The 19726-nt window shown below is 71.1% G+C and carries 15 protein-coding genes and 2 tRNA genes; 8 read left to right on the plus strand and 9 right to left on the minus strand.

All coding sequences use genetic code 11. The features are described from left to right. Positions 1-5: 5 nt before the first annotated feature. On the plus strand, positions 6-827 hold the full coding sequence (locus H6726_29480; GenBank protein ID MCB9661810.1) for a hypothetical protein: 822 nt from the start codon (positions 6-8) through the stop codon (positions 825-827). A gap of 71 nt (positions 828-898) precedes the next feature. On the opposite strand, the gene H6726_29485 is transcribed toward H6726_29480, so the two are convergent. From H6726_29485 to H6726_29520, 8 genes are all read right to left on the minus strand, one after another. Continuing rightward, the gene (locus H6726_29485) at positions 899-1681 is read right to left on the minus strand and encodes an enoyl-CoA hydratase/isomerase family protein (protein MCB9661811.1); all 783 of its coding nucleotides are present in this window, start codon (positions 1679-1681) and stop codon (positions 899-901) included. Positions 1682-1871: 190 nt separating this feature from the next. Continuing rightward, positions 1872-3695, minus strand: a complete 1824-nt coding sequence (locus H6726_29490; protein ID MCB9661812.1) for a hypothetical protein — start codon at positions 3693-3695, stop codon at positions 1872-1874. Beyond that, positions 3692-4777 (minus strand): methylmalonyl Co-A mutase-associated GTPase MeaB, encoded by a 1086-nt coding sequence (gene meaB / locus H6726_29495; protein ID MCB9661813.1) that lies wholly within the window; start codon positions 4775-4777, stop codon positions 3692-3694. The genes H6726_29490 and meaB overlap by 4 nt, the downstream gene beginning before the upstream one ends. Positions 4778-4901: 124 nt before the next feature. Next, positions 4902-5417, minus strand: coding sequence for a type VI secretion system tube protein Hcp (locus H6726_29500; protein MCB9661814.1), 516 nt, complete (start codon positions 5415-5417; stop codon positions 4902-4904). A 41-nt stretch (positions 5418-5458) separates the two neighbouring features. After that, on the minus strand, positions 5459-6010 hold the full coding sequence (locus H6726_29505; GenBank protein ID MCB9661815.1) for a pentapeptide repeat-containing protein: 552 nt from the start codon (positions 6008-6010) through the stop codon (positions 5459-5461). A gap of 155 nt (positions 6011-6165) precedes the next feature. Then, positions 6166-6240: transfer RNA gene (locus H6726_29510), tRNA-Val, on the minus strand. A gap of 629 nt (positions 6241-6869) precedes the next feature. Beyond that, a complete protein-coding gene (locus tag H6726_29515; protein ID MCB9661816.1) occupies positions 6870-8972 on the minus strand; it encodes a S1 RNA-binding domain-containing protein in 2103 nt (700 codons plus the stop codon). A 282-nt stretch (positions 8973-9254) separates the two neighbouring features. Further along, positions 9255-9326, minus strand: a tRNA-Val gene (locus H6726_29520). A 111-nt stretch (positions 9327-9437) separates the two neighbouring features. Between H6726_29520 and H6726_29525 the strand changes: the two genes are divergently transcribed. The 4 genes from H6726_29525 to H6726_29540 all read left to right on the plus strand — a co-directional run bounded on the left by H6726_29525 (position 9438) and on the right by H6726_29540 (position 15258). Next, complete coding sequence (locus H6726_29525) at positions 9438-10931, plus strand: M23 family metallopeptidase (protein MCB9661817.1); 1494 nt, start codon at positions 9438-9440, stop codon at positions 10929-10931. Between the two features lie 359 nt (positions 10932-11290). Next, entirely contained in the window at positions 11291-13813 is a 2523-nt protein-coding gene (locus tag H6726_29530; protein MCB9661818.1) for a glycosyltransferase family 39 protein, read from the plus strand. Between the two features lie 25 nt (positions 13814-13838). Continuing rightward, positions 13839-14630 (plus strand): polyphosphate polymerase domain-containing protein, encoded by a 792-nt coding sequence (locus H6726_29535; GenBank protein ID MCB9661819.1) that lies wholly within the window; start codon positions 13839-13841, stop codon positions 14628-14630. After that, on the plus strand, positions 14623-15258 hold the full coding sequence (locus H6726_29540) for a DUF4956 domain-containing protein (protein ID MCB9661820.1): 636 nt from the start codon (positions 14623-14625) through the stop codon (positions 15256-15258). Before H6726_29535 ends, H6726_29540 begins: the two co-directional genes overlap by 8 nt. Here the strand turns inward: H6726_29540 and H6726_29545 are convergent. Next, a complete protein-coding gene (locus tag H6726_29545) occupies positions 15252-15923 on the minus strand; it encodes a DUF2490 domain-containing protein (GenBank protein MCB9661821.1) in 672 nt (223 codons plus the stop codon). The genes H6726_29540 and H6726_29545 overlap by 7 nt on opposite strands. Before the next feature lie 201 nt (positions 15924-16124). On the opposite strand from H6726_29545, the gene H6726_29550 reads away from it, so the two are divergent. The 3 genes from H6726_29550 to H6726_29560 all read left to right on the plus strand — a co-directional run bounded on the left by H6726_29550 (position 16125) and on the right by H6726_29560 (position 19705). Beyond that, a complete protein-coding gene (locus H6726_29550) occupies positions 16125-17468 on the plus strand; it encodes an FAD-dependent oxidoreductase (protein ID MCB9661822.1) in 1344 nt (447 codons plus the stop codon). Between the two features lie 68 nt (positions 17469-17536). Continuing rightward, on the plus strand, positions 17537-18490 hold the full coding sequence (locus H6726_29555; protein ID MCB9661823.1) for an MBL fold metallo-hydrolase: 954 nt from the start codon (positions 17537-17539) through the stop codon (positions 18488-18490). 54 nt (positions 18491-18544) lie between these two features. Then, complete coding sequence (locus tag H6726_29560; GenBank protein MCB9661824.1) at positions 18545-19705, plus strand: class I SAM-dependent rRNA methyltransferase; 1161 nt, start codon at positions 18545-18547, stop codon at positions 19703-19705. Positions 19706-19726 lie beyond the last annotated feature (21 nt).

Here is a 19726-nt window from a genome sequence, read left to right on the forward strand (position 1 = left end):
GCCCGATGAGCCCCGACGACTTCGTGATGCCGTCCTTCGCGCTGCTGCTGGCGCCCCTCGTCCCGCAGGCTCTGGGTCGCGGTGCGAGTGCGGCGTTCGAGGGCCACCCCGCCGTGTCGAACGTCCGCGCCGCCGCCCTCTGGCCGTGTCTGACCTGGGTAGCGTTGATCTCGTTCTGGGCCGTGCGATGGATCGGGCCCGGGCTCGTCGAGACGCCGAGCGCGCCTCCATCGCTGGGCTTCGGGGCGCTTGTGGGCCTCTTGGCTGGAGCCTCGGCCTATCGCGCGACGGCCGCGCTCCCAACGCGACGTGTCAGCGGGCCGCCGATCGGCGCCGCCAGCGGAGCCATCGTCGCGGCGCTGATGCTCGTCGCGAGCGTGCTTCTACACCAGCGCACGGACCTGCGCCTCGAAGACGCGCTGAAGCCCGCGTTCGATGACGAGTCGGTCGCGGCACAGGTCGCGTCCATCGAACGGCGCGCGACGATCGACCCGTGGGACCCCGAGGTCTACCTGGCGCGCGCGAGCATCGCCATTCGCGGCAACCACCTCGCGCTCGCGCGGGAGGATCAAGCTCTGGCTCGCCGGACGGGCGCGGCCGCCGCGCCATTGCACGCTCTCGAGGCAGACACGCTGGCCGCAGAGGGGCGCTGCGACGAGGCGCGTGTGGCGTATGACGCATGGCAACGGGCACGCACGGCCGACGCGATGACCACACACTTCGGGCACGAGCTCGAGGTGCTCGTCGAACCCGAGGAGGACCTGAGCGCGCCAGCCAAATACTTCTCCGACTGCGACCACGGGCACTACTACTACGTGGGGGAGTAGGCCGACGGTGTGCTACGGCGCCGCTCTCCCACCACGGGACGCAGCGGGCGACGCGCGCCGTGCGCGCGACCTCAGCGGTCCTGGAAAGCAGCCTTGCGCTTGTCGAGGAAGGCGGTCATCCCCTCGCGCTGCTCGGGGGACTCGAAGGCGCGACCGAACGCGTCCACTTCGAGCGCGTTGCCATCCGCCAAGGGGCGCCCCTCGCCGCGGTGCATGACCTCTTTGCAGAGCGCCACGGCGCGCGGCCCCTGCGTGGCGATGGTGGCCGCCGTCTTGCGCGCCTCGTCCAGCAGCGCCTCGGGCGCGAACACGGCGTTGGCGAGGCCGATGCGGAGGGCCTCGGCCGCGTCGATGACCTTGCCCGTGTAGAGCAGCTCGCGCGCCATGCCGTCGCCCACACGACGGCTGAGCCGCTGTGTGCCGCCGAAACCGGGGGTCACGCCCAAGCCCACCTCGGGTTGCCCGAACTTGGCCCGCTCGGACGCATAGATGAAGTCGCACGCCAGCGCGAGCTCGCAGCCTCCGCCCAGCGCGAAGCCGTTGACGGCAGCGATCACGGGGCACGGCAGCTGCTCGAGCGAGGTGAAGACCTGATGCCCGAACGACGAGAACGAGCGCGCTGCGATGGGGTTCATGTCGCGCATGCCCGCGATGTCCGCGCCCGCGACGAAGGCCTTGCCCTCGCCCGTGAGGATGACGGCGCGTGTCGCGGCGCGCCCTCGGATCTCGGTGACGGCCTCCTTCAGGTCGGCGAGCACCTCTTGGCTGAGCGCGTTGAGCTTGTCGGGGCGGTTGATGGTGACGAGGCTGAGGGGCCCCTCGTGGTTCAGCTGGACAAAGGCGTCTGCGCGCATGAGCGGGCCCTTCGGGCGACCGGGTCTGGATCCACGCTGCGTGGTCGCGAACCGCAGCGGGCCGAAGGATAACGCATGAGCGCCGAGCGCGCGCGCCTGCTCTCCGTCGAGAGGGCTCCCCTCGCCCATGGCGGACGCGCCTCGTGTCTGTAGGGCGCGACCGCGTCCTTCAGACGCGCCACGCTCTCCGTCACACGCGCCGGGGCGCTTCGAAACGAGCCCAGCGCGCGTCGTCCTCGCGGCGCAGGCGCACGCGGCTGGCGTATGCGCCCGGCTCACCGACCAGGGCCTCCTCCAGCTCCGCCAGCGTCAAGTACAGCGCATCGCTCGGCACCTCGAGCACGGCGCGGTCCACCAGGCGCTGCCCAGCTTGCAGAGCCGCCGCGCGCAGGCGCAGCAGCGACGCGGCCAACTGCTCGGCGACCACGCCCTTCACCACCGCCACGCGCTCGGCGAGCCCACCCAGCGTGTTCACCAGCCCTTCCCGCGAGCGCCCCATGTCGCGACCGCGCGCCGTCGCCAGCAAGCGCCGCATGGCGTCCTTGCGCGCGCGCTCGGAGGCGCCCAGGTCGAGGTCGCGCAGGCGCAGCAGCTCGGCGCGGAAGGTGGCGTCGTCTTGGCCGAGCGCACCGGGCCGAACGTCGATACCCAGCGCGCGCAGGCCGATGACCGTGTCCCGCAGCCGGTCCCAGTCGCGTCCGAGCGCCGAGGCCAACGACGCGCGCTCGGGGACGTTGCCCAGCTCCGCCGTCAGGCGCGTGGCGAAGCGGTTCATCGCCGTCAGCGTGCGCTCGCGGGGCCGCGTGCGGCGCGGGGTGGCCAGCGCGCCATAGCACTCACGCGGCAGCGGCCCGAGCGTCATCTCGAGCGCCTCGAGGATGCTCAGACTGGTGACCCGGCCGCGGTCGAGCAGCAGCAGGCACTCCGCCGTGAGGCGCTGCCGCCGGCGCAGCGCGTCCAGCAGCCCCTCGTCGCTCACGTTCTCGAGGCTGATGGCGTCGACGGCGATGATGCGCGCGGGGTGCGCGCGCTCGTGGCGCTTGGCATCCGCCACGTAGAACGCCGCGACCTTGGCCGCGCGGGCCGCCTGGGCCGCCGCGCGAGGTACCGACGTGCGCGCGCCGCCGAGCGCCCCACCCGACTCGAGGCGTCGATAGGGGCGCGCGAAGACGCGCTTCACGGCGCGCTCGACGTGCGGGCCCGGCTCGCCGGTGCCCAGCGCGCGGTCGAGGGCGTCGACGGTGAGCGGCGACACGGCCCCTTCATCCGCGGCCATCAGGGCTACGCGGCGCCACGGCGAGTGCGGCGGCACTCGGAACGTCAGCGTGCGCACGCTGGTGATGACGTCGCGCCCCTGGTCGCGCCCCCACTCGAGACGCAGCGGGCGCCCCAGGGTGAGCTGTGCGCGGTCGGCCAGGTCGGCCAAGCGCTCGGCCTCGTCTCCGCTCAGCCCCTCGCCCTCGGCAGTGGTGCGCATGGAGCGGCGGTCGATGCGGAACGGCGCCGCGCCTGCCACGCGGCTGCTCACCAGCAGGCGGTCGGGCTCGCCTGCGTGGGCGTCGGCGGAGATCAGCTCGCCCGCGTCACGCGCGTCGAAGCCCAGCACGCGCACGTGCAGGCCCAGCAAGCTGCCGCCGAGCGCGGCGGAGAGCTCGGGCGAGCGCAGCGACTCGATCAGCGTCCCCACCACCTGCTGCAGGTCGCTGTCCGCGTCCATGTCCGCCGGCAGCACGGCGCCCCGGTCGAAGCGGCGCGCCGCGTGCTCGGTGGGGAACAGCGTCCGCAGGCGCGCGAAGGGGCGCTCGTCCATGGTGCGACGCAGGGCATCCAGCAAGCGCTGTTCGGGGTGGTCGCCGGCCAGCCGCACGATGCGACCGCCCGCGATGGGCAGCCCAGCGCGCAGCAGCTCGAACAGGCCGAGCGCCTCTTCGCCCAGCGCCTCCGCGTCGGACGCCGTCAGCGAGGCGAAGTCGCGCACACCCGAGGGGCCCTGCGGCTTGAGGACGGCGCTCACCCGGTCGCCTCCGAGCTCGCGCCAGCGTCGGCCGGAGCAATGGCACGCGCCAGGAGGGCTGCCGCCGCCGTGTACGCGTCCACCTCGCCGCTGCGAGCGCTGTCCAGCGCCTCGGCGAAGGCGTGCGCGTGCCGCAGGCTGGCCTCCTCGAAGAGCAGCTCGCGGGCCAGTGTCAGGAAGCGTCGCTCGCGTCGCTCGTTGGCCCTGCGCGCGGCTTCGCCCGACGCGTCGAGCGCGTCCGCGTGCGCCGCGCAAGCGCGCAGCAGGTCCTCCACGCCCTCGGCGCGCGAGGCGACGGTCTTGATGATGAGGGGCTCCCAGCCCCGCTCACTGAGGCCGCCAGTCTCCGGGCGCATGATGGCGGCCACCCCGCCGTGACCGTGACCCGTGTGCGCAGGGCGCGAGCCCGCGTGGGCCAGCACGCCGCCGAGCGCGATCATCTGCTGCAGGTCCGCGACCGCCGCGTCGGCCCCGTCGCGGTCCGACTTGTTGACCGCGAACACGTCCGCGATCTCGAGGATGCCCGCCTTGATGGCCTGGATGTCGTCGCCGAGCCCCGGGGTGACCACCACGACGGTGGTCTGCGCCAGCTGGGCGATCTCCAGCTCGTCCTGACCCACGCCCACGGTCTCGACCAGGATCAGGTCGAAGCCCGCAGCGTCCAGCACGGTGATGACGTCCGCCGCGGAGCGAGAGAGCCCGCCGAGGTGCCCACGTGTGGCGAGTGAGCGGATGAACACCCCCTCGTCCAGGAAGTGCCGCTGCATGCGGATGCGATCACCCAGGATGGCGCCGCCTGTGTAGGGGCTGGTGGGGTCCACCGCGACGACGCCGACGCGCTGCCCTGACTTGCGCGCACACGCCACCAGCTCGTTGACGAGGGTGCTCTTCCCGGCGCCGGGCGTCCCCGTGACGCCGATCACCCGCGCCCGGCCCGCGTAGGGGGCCAACGCCTGCAGCAGCTCGCGATGCTGCGGACCGCGTTCGTCGATGACCCTCATCGCTCTCGCGATGGCGCGCTCTCTTCCAGCCCGCACGCCTTCGACGACGTTCGCGAGCCGCTCGACGGGGGTCGGGGACATCGGAGCGGGGAGTGTACACCGGACCGTCGCGCGCGCACGCCCGCATCGCCCGTGGGCCGCGCACCGCACGCCCACATCGCTCGTGGGGCCCACACGAGGCGCGACGCCGTCGCGCTCGGGGCGCTCAGATGACGGGCGACTCCCAGTCGTCGGTGAACTGGCTTCCGTCGCGTGAGGTGTACGTGATGCGCTGATAGGAGAGCTGGATCTCGTAGACGGCCTCGCCGTTCTCCGACCACGCCGTCCGATACGAAGCGATGCTCGCGTTCATCAGGTCGATGGTGAAGACCGTCTCGCCCGTCGACGAGAACGTGACCAGCTGGACCGTCAGCGACTGGTTCGCGATGAGCGCCGCGACGAGCCCCGGCGTGCCGTTCGACACGGGCATGCGCACGACGATCGGCTTGTGCTGCCGCCGGCCCGTAGGCAGACCGCTCGCGGCGTCGCGAGGGCTCACGATCTCGTGGCGGACCACGTTGACGTCGTGCCAGCCCACGTAGCCGCTGCGCTGGGAGTCCCCTTGGATCGCGGTCCCGCCTGCGTCGAAGTACGCGACGCCCGCCGCCTGGGCGGACGCGCTGGCAGACGCGGTGAGCACGATGGCCGCAGCCAACGCTCCGAACAGGGTCTTCTGGATCATGGCGGTCTCCTCTGGCTTGCGCGACGTGCGCGCGGCATGGATCACAGGGCCCCCGTGAGGTCGGCCCCGGTGAAGTCGGCTCCCTGGAGCTCGGCACCGAAGAGCTCGGCCCAGTACAGGTTGGCGTCGCGGAACGACGCGGACATGACGTTGGCGCCCTCGAAGTTCGCGCCCTCGAGGTTCGCGCCGTCGAACCGGGCGCAGCGCAGGTCGGCGTCCGAAAAATTCATCCCCGCGAGGTCCACGTCGCGCAGGTCGGCGCAGCGCAGGTCGAGCATCGCGGGCAGCACCATGTCGGGGAAGTCCGTGCCGTGAACGTCCACCACGACCGCGGGGCACGTGAACGGGCACGTAGGACCAACCACGCCGCCGTCCGCGCCGCCCCCGTCGGTGCCGCCGCCGTCACCGACGACGCTCCCATCGCCGGGTACACCGCCATCTCCAACCGCGCCGTCTGGTGTCCCGCCGCCCGCGTCCAACGCGGCCATGTCGACCCCGCCGTCAGCGCCGCTGGACCCCGACGACCCGCACCCGAACGCGACGGTCGCGAGGGCGAACAGGAGCAGTGGTGCCGTCGGCCGGAGGACGCGCATGCAGGGCACGATACCAAAGGTCACCGTGATGTCCTACCCGTCATCCGCTCCCCATGGCCGGCGACTCGCCCTTCGGCCACGTCCCAAACACAGGCTCGCGCCAGGAGCACCGCCCGAACGACCAATTGAAAAACGCCGCTCTCGAGAGCGGCGTCTGGTGGGCGATGCTGGATTTGAACCAGCGGCTTCCTCCGTGTGAAGAAGGCACTCTACCCCTGAGTTAATCGCCCGATGGGGTCCCGCTCGATGACGATGTCTCGTCGTCGAACGGGCGCTGTGTATAGCCGCGCCCCGCAAGGGACGCAAGGGATTGTTGTGCCCTCCACTGCCTTCTCGCGCCCCGGCCCCGAACACCCGACCCCCGAGCCGATGACCGCCTCTAGGCACGTCCGGCGCGCGTAGCGTCCGGGCGCACCCACCCGTCGGATTCGGCACACCGAACCAGAGCGCACCGTCGCAACCATGAGAGCCCCCACGCGCCCCGCAGCATTCATCGCGCTCCATTGGTTCCACGCGAGCCCCACACACGCGCCCTCCAGCGTTCGTCGAGCCAGGCGCGCAAGACTCTCCCGTACGCCGCGCTCAACCGACCTCCTCGCGCCCAAAAGCGGATCCCGCGCGTCCCCACCGACTCAGCCGCGCCCCGCGAGCCCAGACGTCCGTGAGGGAGAGGGGAGCGCCGAACTCGGGTGTTGGGGGGGCCCCATTTCACGCGCCAAAGGCGCGTAGAAATGGGGGAGGCACCACAGGGAGCGCCAGCGCGACCGGGCCCGAGCTCGGCGCTCCCCTCTCCCGTTCCCGATCCCGCCACCGGCTCGCACGCGCACCCAGTCGACCCAGACGCGCGCGATCCGCGCGACTAAGCCTTGTCGGACCCGCCGTCCAGCTTCGCGCGCAGCAGGTCCGCAAACGTGCCGAGACCCTGCCGGCCCGCCTCCTTGCGGTAGTCCTGCACGGCCTTGCGCTCGTCGTCGAACTCACGGTGCTTGACCGAGCAGCGCAGCTGCCCGTCGCGGTCGGTGCCCGTGATCTTCACCTCGAGCTCCATGCCGGGCGCCAGCTTCTTGTACGCGGTGCCCTCCGTGCGCTCCGGCAGGTCGCGGTTGGACAGGTAGCCGCGGCCGCGCTTGCCGACCACGCCACGCACCTGCACGAACATGCCGTGGTGCTCGACGCGCTCGATGACCACCTTCACGTGGGCGCCGGTGCGCAGGCTGCGCGCCAGGGACGGGTCGTAGTCGCCCGCCTCCATGGCCGCCTTGTCGGCCGGGCTGAGCCGCGACAAGCCGACGCGCCGCGCCTTCTTGTCCACCCGCTCGACGATGACGTCGATGAGCTCGTCGTCCTGCAGCACCTGGCTCGCGTGCTTGATGTCCTTGCCGCCCAGCTCGCTGATGTGCAGCAGGCCCTCGATGCCAGGACGCAGCTCCACGAAGGCGCCAAAGTCGGTGGTACGCACCACGCGGCCCTGCTGGAAGTGGCCCTCCTTGAGAATGTCCTTGGCGTCGTCCCAGGGGTCCGCCGCGCAGGCGCGGATGGACAGGCTGATCTTGCCGTAGCGGTCCTTCCGGCTGGCGGGCTGCACGCGCAACACCTGCACCTGCACCTCGTCACCGGGCGAGACCACGTCCGACATGCGCGCACCGCGCACCCAGCTCACCTCGGACTGGTGCACCAGGCCGTCCAGCCCGCCGCCCAGGTCCACGATGACGCCGAAGTCGCGCACGCTGAGCACCTTGCCGGGCAGGCGCTCGCCCACCTTCAGCTGCTTCATGCGCTCGCGAGCCGCCTTGCGCGCCTCACGCTCCAAGATGCCGCGGCGCGACACGATGATGCTGCGGCCGCCGCCCTTGAGCGGAGGCAGCGAGAAGTCGAGCTTCTGACCGACGTAGGACTCGGGGTCCTCGATCTCCGTGAGCGACATCGCCCGCGCGGGACAGAAGGCGCGCACGCCATCCACCAGCACGTCGAAGCCGCCACGGTTGAACCCGTACACCATGCCACGGACGCGCTGCTTGGCGTCACGCGCCGCCGCGATGCGCGCCTTGGTCGCCGCGCGATCGATGATGCGGTTCACCAGGACGATGTGGCCGCTCTCGGACACGGAGCTGATGCGGCCGCGCACGATGCCACCCATCATGGGCAGGTCCACTGGCGGCCCTGCAGCCTCCATGGCCTCGAGGAAGCCCACCGAGGTGGTGCCCTCATCGTCCGAGTCGTCCGAGTCGTCCGAGTCGTCGTGATGATCGTCGTCGTGGTGCTCTTGCGAGGGGTCGTGATCGTCGTCGTTGTCGTCGTCGCTCGACGTCGCGGGTGCGGCCGCGGCCTGCGCGACGTCGGTCGCGGCGGCTTCCACGTTGGCTTCCTCGGTCGTGGCTTCCGCGCCGCTGGCCTCGCCGCCCTCGACAGCGCTGGCGCCCTCGCCTTCCGTAGCCGCAGGCGCCTCGGGCTCGGGCAGCGCCGGCACTTCGCGCGGCTCGTACACGTCCACCACCGCTAGCGCCTTGCCGAACAGATCCACGTAGATGGTGGTGTCGGTCAGCTTGGATACGCGGCCCGCGACGACCTCGCCCGCGGCGAACGCGTGCGCCTTGCCGCTGCGGCCCTCGAAGTAACGCAGGAACGGCACGTGCGCCGCCTGCTTCACCGGGTCCGGCTCGGCCTTCTTCTTCTTGCGGCGACGACGCTTGCGCTTCCCGCCTCCCTCGGTGCCCTCGCCCGCGCCGGCCTCGGCCTGCTCGTCGCCCTCACCATCGCCGTCACCCTCGTCACCGCCGTCGCCTTCTTCGCCCGCAGCATCGCCCTCGTCGGACGAAGCCGCGTCGGCGGCTGCCGTGTCGTCTGCGACCGGCGCAGGTGCCTCGGCTGCGGTGGTCTCCTGCGTGGGTGCTGCGCTTTCGTCGACCTGGGCCGCGTCGTTGTCGGTGGTCGGGGCGGAGTCGTTGGAGTTGGAGTCGCTCATGTGTCGGAACCTCTCGACGGTCCGCGCGCTGCGGTACCGGGTGGTCTCGGGTCGCACCGGAGCGTGAGCTCCGATAGTGGAAGCGGAGCCAGGGGCTCCTCTGAGGAACGAGGAGCGCTGAGCTCCGGGGGGCGCAAAGTGGGGCGGACTCTAGCTGGCCGTCCGACCCACTGCAATTGCAGGCTGACGTGCGCTTCGACGCCGCGTGTCGCCGAGTCGAAGCGCTCAACGCGAAACCCCCCGGCGGTTGCTGCTGCATCCTCCGGGGGGTGTCGCGCGTTGTAGGCACGGGCGGGATTGAACCGCCGACCCCTACCGTGTCAAGGTAGTGCTCTCCCACTGAGCTACGTGCCTGAGGGAGCGCGCTATCTAGCCCTGGTGCGTACGCGTGTCAAGCTCGGGTTGGGCATCTCACCTTGCCGTTTTGCGCCGCACGGACTCCCCTGGTAGGTGAGCACCGAGCGAATGACCGAGAAACGCGACGACACCCCGCTGAGGCCACTGCCCAGCGTCTCGACTCCGCTGTTGCGTGCGGACGTCGAGGCCGCCGAGCGCAAGCGGCGCATGCTGGTGCTCGTTGGCGCGGGGGCGCTCGTGGCCGGGGTCGCTGCGTTCATCCTGCTGCGACCGCCACCCGCGGACGAGCCCGCCGAGGCGCCCGAGGTGGTCCCCAACTACGTCGCTCCAGAGGGCTTGACCTGGAGCCCGGACGGCGTGCCGCCACCGCCCGAAGTGGTGGAGGTCCCCACCGAGCAGGCTCCGTCCACGGCGGTGGAGAGCGACGAGGCCCCCCTGCACGCCGCTGCCACCGTGCGCAGCGAGGCGCGCTTCGGCCGCGCCCGCGCCTTCCGCCAAGCCCTCGAGAACGCCGGGCTGGCCAACGAAGACTTCCTTGCCATCGAGGCCGCCGTGCGCGAGGTGCTGGACTTCCGGCGCTGCCGCTCGGACGACCGGCTGTACTTCGAGCGCGACGGCCAAGGACGCCTGGTGCGCTTCGAGTACCACCAGAGCCCCGAGGAGTTCGTGGTCGCGACGCGCGCGTCCGACGGCACCTGGTCGGGTCGCGTGCAGCAGCGCGAGATCGAGCGCCGGCGCATGGAGCTCGGCGGACAGGTCCGCACCACACTCGGCGAGGCCCTGACGCGCATCGGGCTCGCGTCGTCGCTGGTGGGCGTGTTCGTCGAGGTCTTCGACGGAAAGATGAACTTCTCGACGGGCGTGCGCGAGGGCGACACGCTGCGCGTGATCGTCGACGAGGAGCGCATCGACGGAGCGTTCCTACGCTACAGCACCCCGGTCGCCATCGAGTACGTCAGCGCGCGGGCGGGACGGCTGCGCGCCTTCTACTACGAACCCCGCGGCCAGCGCGCGGACTGGTACGACGAAGCCGGGCGTGGCTTCCGTGGAGGCTGGCTGCGGACGCCGCTGCAGTACGAGCGCATCTCGTCGCTGTTCGACCCGCAGCGCCTGCACCCCATCCTGCGGCGCATCGTCCCGCACAACGGCGTGGACTTCGCCGCAGCGACCGGCACCACCCTGTGGGCAGCAGCGGACGGTGAGATCACGTGGGCCGGCCCGAAGGGCCCCAACGGCAACCTCGTCTCCATCCGCCACGAGAACGGCTACGAGTCGCACTACGCCCACATGCACCGCATCCAGCGCGGCATCACCGTGGGCGCCCAGGTCACGCAGCGCCAGGTGATCGGCAGCGTCGGCACCACCGGCCGCTCCACGGGCCCGCACCTGCACTTCGGCCTCAAGCACCACGGCCGCTTCGTGGACCCCCTCCCCGTCCTCAACGGGCCCGGCCAGCTGCTGCCCCCAGGCCAGCTCGCAGGCTACCGCACCTGGGTCCGCGGCATCATCCGACGCCTCGAGCGCATCGACACGGGCGGAGACCCCGTCGTGCGCGAAGCCGTGCCCACGAGCGCCACCGCGAGCGACGAAGGCCTCGACTGACCCGCCGCAGGCGGGCGCAAAAAGCGCCCTCCGCGCCCAGCCGCGCCCCACGCGAGTTCCCGACGCGACCCCCGGACAACCCTCGCGCCCAGCTGCACCGCTCGCCCGGACAACCGGCGCGCTCCCCCCACCAGGCCCCGAGCGCACCCCACGAACAGTCGCGCTCAGCTGAGCCTTTCACGCCCCAACGCGGATCCCGCGAGTCCCACGGACCACTGTCGCGGTCGTCGAGCCGACCCGTCTCCCGCACGCGATCACGCCACCACCACCGCCACCACGCGCCCAAAGGACCCGCGAGCTCCGCCCGACGCGGGCGCTGGTGGACGACGCGCCTGTGCACGGGTAGCCTGCGCCCGCTCATGCAGTCGGCAAAACAGGAACAGGGCGTCGGCTACGCGCTCGTCGCGCTCTCGCTCTCGCTGCTCGTCGTGGGGCTCAGCTGGAGCGGCATCTGGGACCCGTGGGAGATCGACGTGGCCGAGGTCGCGCGCAGCTGGTCGGAAGGGACTGGCGCGCACGTGGACGGGTCTCCCCTCGGACCGTGGCTGACGAGCCTCGCCTTCGAGTCGCTCGGCGTGCGCGAGTGGAGCGGACGCCTGCCCCTCGCGCTGGCTGGTCTCATGACCCTGGGGCTGGTGTTCCTGCTGGGGCGCCTCGCAGGGGGGCGCGGCGTCGGCGTACTGGCCGTCGTGGTGTGCGCGACCTCGCCGCTCTTCTTGCTCAACAGCCGCATGATGCTCGGGGCCTCTCCGCACTTCGCGCTGCAGACGCTGGTGGCGCTGGCCTGCGCGTACGCCGTCTTTGCAGAGCATCGCACCGAGACGTCCCGTTGGGTGGCGACCGGCGCCGCGATGGTCGCCGTGGGGCTGGCGACGTGGGGCAGCGGCGCGCTGCTCGGCCCGCTGCCCCCGCTGCTCGGCGTCTGCGCGGCGACCCTGCTGGACCCCACGACACGCAAGCGGGTAACCGACGTCGTGCCCTTCTGGGTCGTGGCCGCGGGCATGAGCGCGCTCGTGTGGCAGGCCATCCGAGCCGACGCACCCGAGTACAGCGTCTGGTTGGGCGGTGGCGCGCGCGGCGGCGAGCCCCCCACCTTCGAGCGCGAGGTCGAGCGTCTGTTCCACAACTTCGCGCCGTGGTCGGCGCTGGTCATCCCCGCGCTCGGTGTTTTGCTCGCGCGCATGAGCGCCGCGGGGGACGACGACGTGGAGGAGAGCCGAGGCCCGGACGAAGAGGCGGTCGCGTTGGCGGCAGCTACGGATAACGAAGCCGGCGCCATCGAGCCTGCCAAGGACGACGTCGCCGAGGTCGCGTCGACGACGGCGGGAACCACGGGTCTGCTGGGGCCGTCGAGCACCGTGGTCACGCCGGGCTTCACGGTGTTCCTGATCATCTGGCTCGCCACTAGCTACGCGGTCACGACGCTCTTCGCCTCCCGCTACGGCAGCGCGCCCCTCTACGCCGTCGCGGCCGTGTCGGTCGCCGTGGCCATCACGCTCGCCGACCTGCATCGCTCGGGGCGCTCAGAGTGGCTCCTCGCGGCGCTGGCCGTGTTGTTCACGGCCCTCGTCATCCGCGACTACGCGATGTTCCCGGGCTCCCCCGTGACGGGCGTGCCTGGGACGCGCCCCAGCGTCCCCGAGGAGGGCTTCGACGCTCGCGTCCCGTGGGGTGTCGTGTGCGCCGTGTTCGCGTTGGGCGCGGCGCTGACGTTCCTCGGCGGACGCCCTTGGCCCGAGCCCTCGATCGCGAACATTCGCGCGTTCGCCCGCCGCCAGTGGCAGACCGGGGCTGCCGCGAAGACGTGGTGGTCCCTCCTGGCGTTGCTCGGGGTCGGCATCGTGGTCTTCGGCGTGTTGGTGTTCGTCGTCCCCGACCGCCTGAACTCGCTCGCGGTGCGTATCGGCCGCTATCTCTTGCTGCTCCCCCCCGTGCTCGCCGCACTGTTGTACGTGGTGCCGCGCGCGTTCAACGTCTTCGCGCGCCGACCCGCGCTGCGCCTGCTGCCCACCGTGTTCGCGGGCCTGTGCTTCGGCGCCTACTTTGCGTTCGGCTACATCCCCGAGCTCAGCCGGCACCTCTCCCCGCGCGACGTGTTCGAGACGTACAACGCGCTGCGTGGTCCCGACGACGTCCTGGGCGAGTACCAAGTGGGCGGTCGCGCGGGCTCGTACTACACGGACGGCGAAGTGGAGCCCATTCGGGACGTGCCGGGCATCGTGCGCTTCCTGACGGGCTCAGACACCGCGCGCACGTGGGCCGTGTTCCCGAGCGCCCAGCTGGTGGACGTCGACCTCCAGTTCCGTCGCGAGCGGGGCGAGCACCTGTTCGTGGCCGACGCGCGCAACGCCCGCATCATCCTCGCCACCAACCGCCCCATCGAGGGGCGCGACAACCAGAACCTGCTGGCCACGTCGGTCGTGCGCGAGCTCCCGCGCGAGCCACAGCACGTGCTCAACGTCCGCTTCGGCCAGAAGATCGAGCTCATCGGCTACGACCTCGAGCTCCCAGGCGGGACCACCGTGGGGCCCTCACAGTCCTTCGCGGTCACCTGGTACTGGCGCGCGCTCACGTCGAACATCGGCGGGTACAAGATCTTCCTGCACATCGACGGACACGGCCAACGCCTGAACGGGGACCACGACCCCGTCAGCGAGCACTACCCCGTCAGCCGCTGGCAGGAGGGCGACATCGTCATCGACCGGCAGGAGCTGGACGTGGCCGCCAACTACCCTCCGGGGGGCTACACCATTTGGATCGGCTTCTTCGCGGGCAACCACCGCCTGGAGCTGCGAGATCTGGGCGTGTGCTCGGGCCGCGTGCGCGAGCGCTGCAAAGACAGCGCGAACCGCCTGAACGCGGGAACGCTCCACGTCCGTTAGCATGGGGTACATTGTCGGGACGCCCATGCCCGCTGCCACACCTGGAACGCCCGACTCTCCCGCGGCGTGGCTGACCCACCTACCCAGCGCGAGCCCCTCGCTGCTCGCCCAACGCTCGCTCATGCAGCGTGTGGACACCAAGTTCGCGTTCCATGCGCGGGAGCTCGAGAGCGTCCTCACTGGATTGGGGGGACACTATGCGGTGGTCCGCGTGGGTACGCAGCCGATGGACCGCTACGAGACCACGTACTTCGACACGGCCGAGCTCACGCTCTTCCATCAGCACCTTCGCGATCGAAGACCGCGCTTCAAGGTGCGCGTGCGCCACTACCTTGGACGCCAGCTCAGCTATCTCGAGGTCAAACGCAAGGACGCCTCCGCGACCACCCAGAAGTGGCGCCGTCCGCTCTCGTTCGGCGAGGCCGAGTTGTCGCCCGAGAGCGCCCGCTTCCTCGGCGAGGTGTGCCCCGTCCCAGCGCACGAGCTTCGTGCGACCGCCTGCACCAACTTCGACCGGATCATGCTGGTGGGCACGGACACCCTGGAGCGCGTGACGCTCGACCTGCACGTCGACTTGGTTGCAGGAACCCGCGCGCGCCGCCTCGCAGACGTCGTCATCGGCGAGGTGAAGCAGGACCGGCAGCGCTGGCAGACACCCGTCATGGCGTGCCTGCGCGCTCACCACATCCGTCCCCTGTCCATCAGCAAGTACTGCGCGGCCACCGCGCTGCTGATCGACGGCGCGCGCGTGCAACGCTACCGCCCGCGCCTGCGTGAACTCCACCGTGTCGTTTCGAGGAGCGAGAGCCGTGCTTGACCACCTGGGCTTCCAAAGCTGGATCGACGTTGGCGACTTCGCCAAGCTGCTGTCCCGACTGGTCGTCGACGTCGTGTTCACGATGATCGTCGTGCACGGCGTCTATCGCCGCATCTACGGGCGGAACGAGTTCCCGTTCACCTACTACGCCCTGAACGTCATCACCTTCACGATCTGCTTTCTGCTGCGCAAGGTGCCCACCGACCTCGGCTTCGCGCTGGGGCTGTTCGCCGTGTTCGGCATCCTGCGCTACCGCACCGAACAGGTGGGCATCCGGGACCTGACCTACCTGTTCGTCGTGATCGGCATCGCCATCATCAACGCGACCGCCAACAAGAAGGTCAGCGTCGCCGAGCTGGGCCTCGTGAACGTCGCCATCGTCGGCATGGTGGTGGTCCTCGAGTTCGCGCCCGCGGGCAAGCGCGAGTTCACACGCCGCGTGATCTACGACAACCTCGAGCTGCTGCGCGCCGCAGACAAGCAGGCGCTGCACGCGGACCTGTCGGCCCGGCTCGGCGTGCACGTCCGGCGCGTGGGGGTGGTCCACGCCGACCTCCTGCGCGACACCGCGGAGCTGACCGTCTACTACGTGGACGACCCCCCTGCTCCCCCACCGGCGGATCAGTAGAACTTCGCCTCGTAGCCGTAAGAGAGCCCGAGGATGTGCAGCGTCGGGTCGGTGTCGTCGGAGAGCGGCACCTCGATGCGGTAGTACACGTCGAGCCCGTGTCGGCTGGTCTTGAGCTCGACCCCTAGCGTCCCGCGCCAGGCCCGCGCCACGGCACCGTCTCCGTGCCCCACGTCGGTGAACACCTCAGTGGACACGTAGGGCGTCGCGATGCTGTCGTTGCGAATGCCCACCCCGAAGAGGCCTCGTAGCGTGTGGCGCGTGGGCTGCTCATCACGCAGCGTCGCCTGGTAGCGCACGCGCGTGACCCAGGCGAAGGCGCCCACCTTGTCGGCGAAGCGCGCGTCCGCGTGCACCCGGTGCCGCAAGTCGGGGTTGTTGTCGTTCACCCACGTGAGGCGGTAGCCCAGCGACAGGCGCAGCACGTCCGTGACCCTCACGCCCAGCGTCAGCTCGGGGAGCACACGGCCTACGTGCGACACGTTGTCGTCCAAGCGCAGGCCCTGCTCGATGTCCAGCTGCACGCGCTGATGAAACCGTAGGCGTAGCTGGGCGCTGAGCCAGAGCTGGACGTCCGAGTCCGCCCTCGCGCGGGAAAGCCCGGGCCCGACGGACCACCACGAGAGACCCAACGCCAGTCCAACCAAGCACAGGCTCCGCCGCATCCTGCCGAAGCTAGCACGCGCGCGGCGCCAGCCCACATGCCAGCGCGCAGCGCACAGCGTCAGGCGCTGGTGGACGAGTCGGCCTCCTCAGCCTGGTCGATGCGTGTCACCCGCGCTCGTGGCGAACCAGCTGGACGCGGGACGTGGTAGAAACGCTGACATGACGGTCCGTCACCTGCCTTCCTGTTCCGGGGGCCGCCCGTGAACTGCATCGTCGTCGGCGGCGGGCTCGCCGGGCTCGCGTCGGCCGTCTGGCTCATCGAAGCCGGACACGAGGTCACGCTGCTCGAGCAGCGCGGCGCGCTGGGCGGTCGCACAGTGGCCATCCCGCAACCCGAGGTGGACGACATCCCAGACAATGGACAGCACGTGTTCGCCAGTGGCTACGAGCACCTGATGCGCTACCTCGAGAGCATCGGCACGCGCCAGCACGTGTGCTTTCCAGGGCAGATGTCGTTTCGCATGCCGGGCGGCGAGGTGCAGGTGTCCTCCTCGCACGGGCTCGCCGCACTGCGGCCCATGCTGGGCGACCTACCGGGCGTGACGGGCCTCGATCGCGTCCGGACCGCCATGGCGCAAGCGCGGCTCTTCTCGCAGTGCCTCCGCAAGCCGGCGGACCTCGACGACATCACGGCGGACGCGTGGTTCGACCGCCTCGGGATGCCCGCGTCGGCGCGCAAGGCCCAATGGGACGGCATCGTCATCGGGCTGACGGGCGACAAGCCCGACATCACCTCCGCCCGCGTGCCCGCCGAGCTGCTGGCCACCGGCATCCGCCGCGCGATCGCGACGCGCACGCCCGTCTCCATCGGCTATCCCACGGTCGACCTGGACACCCTCTTCCTGCGCCCCGTGCATGCGTTCTTCGACCGTCATGGAGCCGTGGTGCGTACGAGCGCTCGGGTGCAGAGCGTGGACGTCGACGGCTTCCGGATGCGTGGCGTGACACTGAGCACTGGTGAGCGTCTTGCGGCGGACGCGGTCATCTGCGCCGTCCCCGTGTGGAAGGTACGGGGCTTGTTGGACCAGGTACCAGGGCACGAGGACATCTATCGCGCGTGCGACCACCTCACCCCCGTCCCCATCGTGAGCGTGAACCTCTACCTCGACCGCTCCATCGAGATGGCCGACTGGGGCGAGATCCTGTACGGGGGCGAGGGGGTGCTGGAGCAAGTCTGGGACCGCCAGCGCATGCACGGGCGCGACCCGTCGCGGACCTGGTTCTACTCGACCACGGTGTCGGCGGCGTACGAGCTCGTGAAGCGCAGCAACGAGGAGATCGTGGACACCCAGATGGACGTGCTGCGCCGCTACTACCCGGCGGCCCGGGACGCCCGCGTGGTGCACGGCCACGTGGTGCGCATGCCCCGCTCCACGTTCGCGCAGCGGCCGGGCACGGCGGGGGTGCGCCCCTCGCAGCGCACACAGGTACGCGGACTGGCGATCGCCGGGGATTGGACCCGCACGGACTGGAGCACCACGATGGAGGGGGCCTGCCAGAGCGCGGCGCGCGCGGTCGACGCCGTGCTCGCAGACGCCGGTTGAGCGCCCCCCGCGACCAGCACCCATCGACCATTGAAGGTCGGGCCCGCCTTGCTACACCGTGGACACCCATGGCCAGCTCGCCTCCCAAGACCCGCCGCCTCCGCCGTGTCCTCGTCGGGCTGCTCGCGACCGTCGCGGTCCTGCTCGCCGCGTTCGCGGTGCTCTTCACGCGGGCGCCGCTACCACTGGGGGCGCCGCGCGGCTTCGATCTCAACCTCGTCCGCACCATCGCGCGCGGCACCGACGAAGCCCTGCCCAGCACCGTCGGCCGCTGGGTGGTCGCCAAGGCGCACTACCCGCGCGGCGCCGTGGCCGCCGGGTGGGACTACGTGACGCCCATCACGATGGTGTTCCCGGCCTTCCAGATCGCATGGGCGGACCGCTACATCGTCGTCGACGCCCCACACGAACGCGCGACGCACGACGAGCGCTTCGGCGGTGAGGACTACGATCAGGCGGCGTACGACGGTGTATCCGAAGCCTTGCTTGGCGCCGCACAGATCGTCTTCACGCACGAGCACCTCGACCACGTGCGTGGGGTCTCACGCTCGCCGCACTTCGCCGAGCTGGCCCCGCGCCTGCACCTCACCCAGCAGCAGCGCGACCACATGCCGGACGACGCGGGCTTCGACGCGCAGCAGCTGGACACTGTCGAGGGTCGAGCGCTCACGGAGCCCACACGCCTGGCGCCTGGCGTGGTCCTCATCCCCGCCCCTGGTCACACCCCCGGCAGCCTCTACGTCTACGTGGCGCTCGCCAACGGACAGGAGGTGCTGCTCGTGGGCGACGCTGTCTGGTCTCACCACAACCTCAACCGCGCCGCCGGCCGTCCTCTGGCGCTCTCCCTGTGGCTCCACGAAGACCGCGCAGCCACGCTGGACCAGGCGCGCTCGCTCATCATGCTGCGGGAGGCCCAGCGCACGCTCGCGGTGGTCCCCGCACACGACGACCTCACCGTGCAGAGCTACGTGCGCGACGGCTTCCTGCACGACGGGTTCGTCGAGGTGAGCGCGACCCCCTGAGAGGGACACGCGCTCGGGCTGGCGCGCGCGCCCGGCACGGTGCACACATGGGTCATGGCGCGGCCGGTACGACTCACCAAGCCCCTCGAGCGGGTCATCCACGAAGGGCACCCGTGGATCTACCGCGACGCGCTCGAGCCGCACGACGCGCAGCCGGGTGACACGGTCACGGTGCACGACAAGCGCGGGCGCTTCGTGTGCCGCGGACACGCCGACAGCGGTCCCATCGCGGTGCGCGTGTGGACCACCGAGGACGAGTCGCTGGCGCGTCTGTACTCCGCGCGCTTCTCCCAGGCCTTCGCGCTCCGCGAGCGGATCCGCCCCCCGGACAGCGACGCGTACCGGCTGGTTCACGGCGAGGCCGACCGCATGCCTGGCTGCGTGATCGATCGCTATGCCGACGTGGCCGTGATGCGTCTGGACGGAGACGGCGCGACGGCGCTGCGCGAGCCCCTGGTGCTGGCGGCGGAGCCGCACCTGCGCGCGCTGGGCATCCACACCTTGTTGTGGCGCGTGGGTCGGAAGCAGCAGGTGGAGGTCAACGCGGCCTTCGGTCAGCTGCCTACCGAGCACGTCATCGTGCGCGAGCGTGGCACCAAGCTGGTGGCAGACCTGCAGCACGGTCAGAAGACGGGGCTGTTCCTCGACCTGCGCGAGAGCCGCCATCGGGTCCGGCAGCTGAGCCACGGGCTGCGCGTGTTGAACCTCTACGGGTACACGGGCGGGTTCTCGGTGGCCGCCAGCCTGGGCGGCGCCGCGCACGTCACCACCGTCGACATCGCGCCCGAGGCCGTGAAGCTCACCGCCGACACGTACGCGGCCAACGACCTCGGCGGCGCGGCGCACGAGGCCGTGACCAGTGACGTCCCCCCGTACCTCGACGGGCTTCCGAGCGACGCCACCTTCGACTTGGTGGTGTGCGATCCTCCCAGCTTCGCGCCCAGCGAGCGTGCCTTGCCGGCGGCCCTCGACAGCTACCGGGGCCTGCACGAGCGCTGCATGCGACGCGTGGTGCGCGGCGGCTTGTACCTGGCCGCGTCCTGCTCCAGCCACGTGGACCGCGCGGCTTTCGAGGAGACGCTGCGCGAGGGCGCACGCCGCGCTAGGCGTGTGGTGCAGGTCCTCGAGCGCTCCGACGCGCCCGCCGACCACCCGCGCCTGCTGGGCTTCCCCGAGTTCGACTACTTGAAGGTCAGCCTGTGTCGGGTGCTCTGAGCACACGCGTCGCACCAGCCC

The organism is Sandaracinaceae bacterium, assembly GCA_020633055.1.
Lineage (GTDB): Bacteria > Myxococcota_A > Polyangia > Polyangiales > Houyiibacteriaceae > JADJJE01.

Excerpts from the sequence above, each read along its gene's own strand:
- H6726_29480 (MCB9661810.1), top strand. The coding sequence starts at position 6 with ATGAGCCCCGACGACTTCGTGATGCCGTCCTTCGCGCTGCTGCTGGCG.
- H6726_29485 (MCB9661811.1), bottom strand. The coding sequence starts at position 1,681 with ATGCGCGCAGACGCCTTTGTCCAGCTGAACCACGAGGGGCCCCTCAGC.
- meaB (MCB9661813.1), bottom strand. The coding sequence starts at position 4,777 with ATGTCCCCGACCCCCGTCGAGCGGCTCGCGAACGTCGTCGAAGGCGTG.
- H6726_29500 (MCB9661814.1), bottom strand. The coding sequence starts at position 5,417 with ATGATCCAGAAGACCCTGTTCGGAGCGTTGGCTGCGGCCATCGTGCTC.
- H6726_29505 (MCB9661815.1), bottom strand. The coding sequence starts at position 6,010 with ATGCGCGTCCTCCGGCCGACGGCACCACTGCTCCTGTTCGCCCTCGCG.
- H6726_29515 (MCB9661816.1), bottom strand. The coding sequence starts at position 8,972 with ATGAGCGACTCCAACTCCAACGACTCCGCCCCGACCACCGACAACGAC.
- H6726_29525 (MCB9661817.1), top strand. The coding sequence starts at position 9,438 with ATGACCGAGAAACGCGACGACACCCCGCTGAGGCCACTGCCCAGCGTC.
- H6726_29530 (MCB9661818.1), top strand. The coding sequence starts at position 11,291 with ATGCAGTCGGCAAAACAGGAACAGGGCGTCGGCTACGCGCTCGTCGCG.
- H6726_29535 (MCB9661819.1), top strand. The coding sequence starts at position 13,839 with ATGCCCGCTGCCACACCTGGAACGCCCGACTCTCCCGCGGCGTGGCTG.
- H6726_29545 (MCB9661821.1), bottom strand. The coding sequence starts at position 15,923 with ATGCGGCGGAGCCTGTGCTTGGTTGGACTGGCGTTGGGTCTCTCGTGG.
- H6726_29555 (MCB9661823.1), top strand. The coding sequence starts at position 17,537 with ATGGCCAGCTCGCCTCCCAAGACCCGCCGCCTCCGCCGTGTCCTCGTC.
- H6726_29560 (MCB9661824.1), top strand. The coding sequence starts at position 18,545 with ATGGCGCGGCCGGTACGACTCACCAAGCCCCTCGAGCGGGTCATCCAC.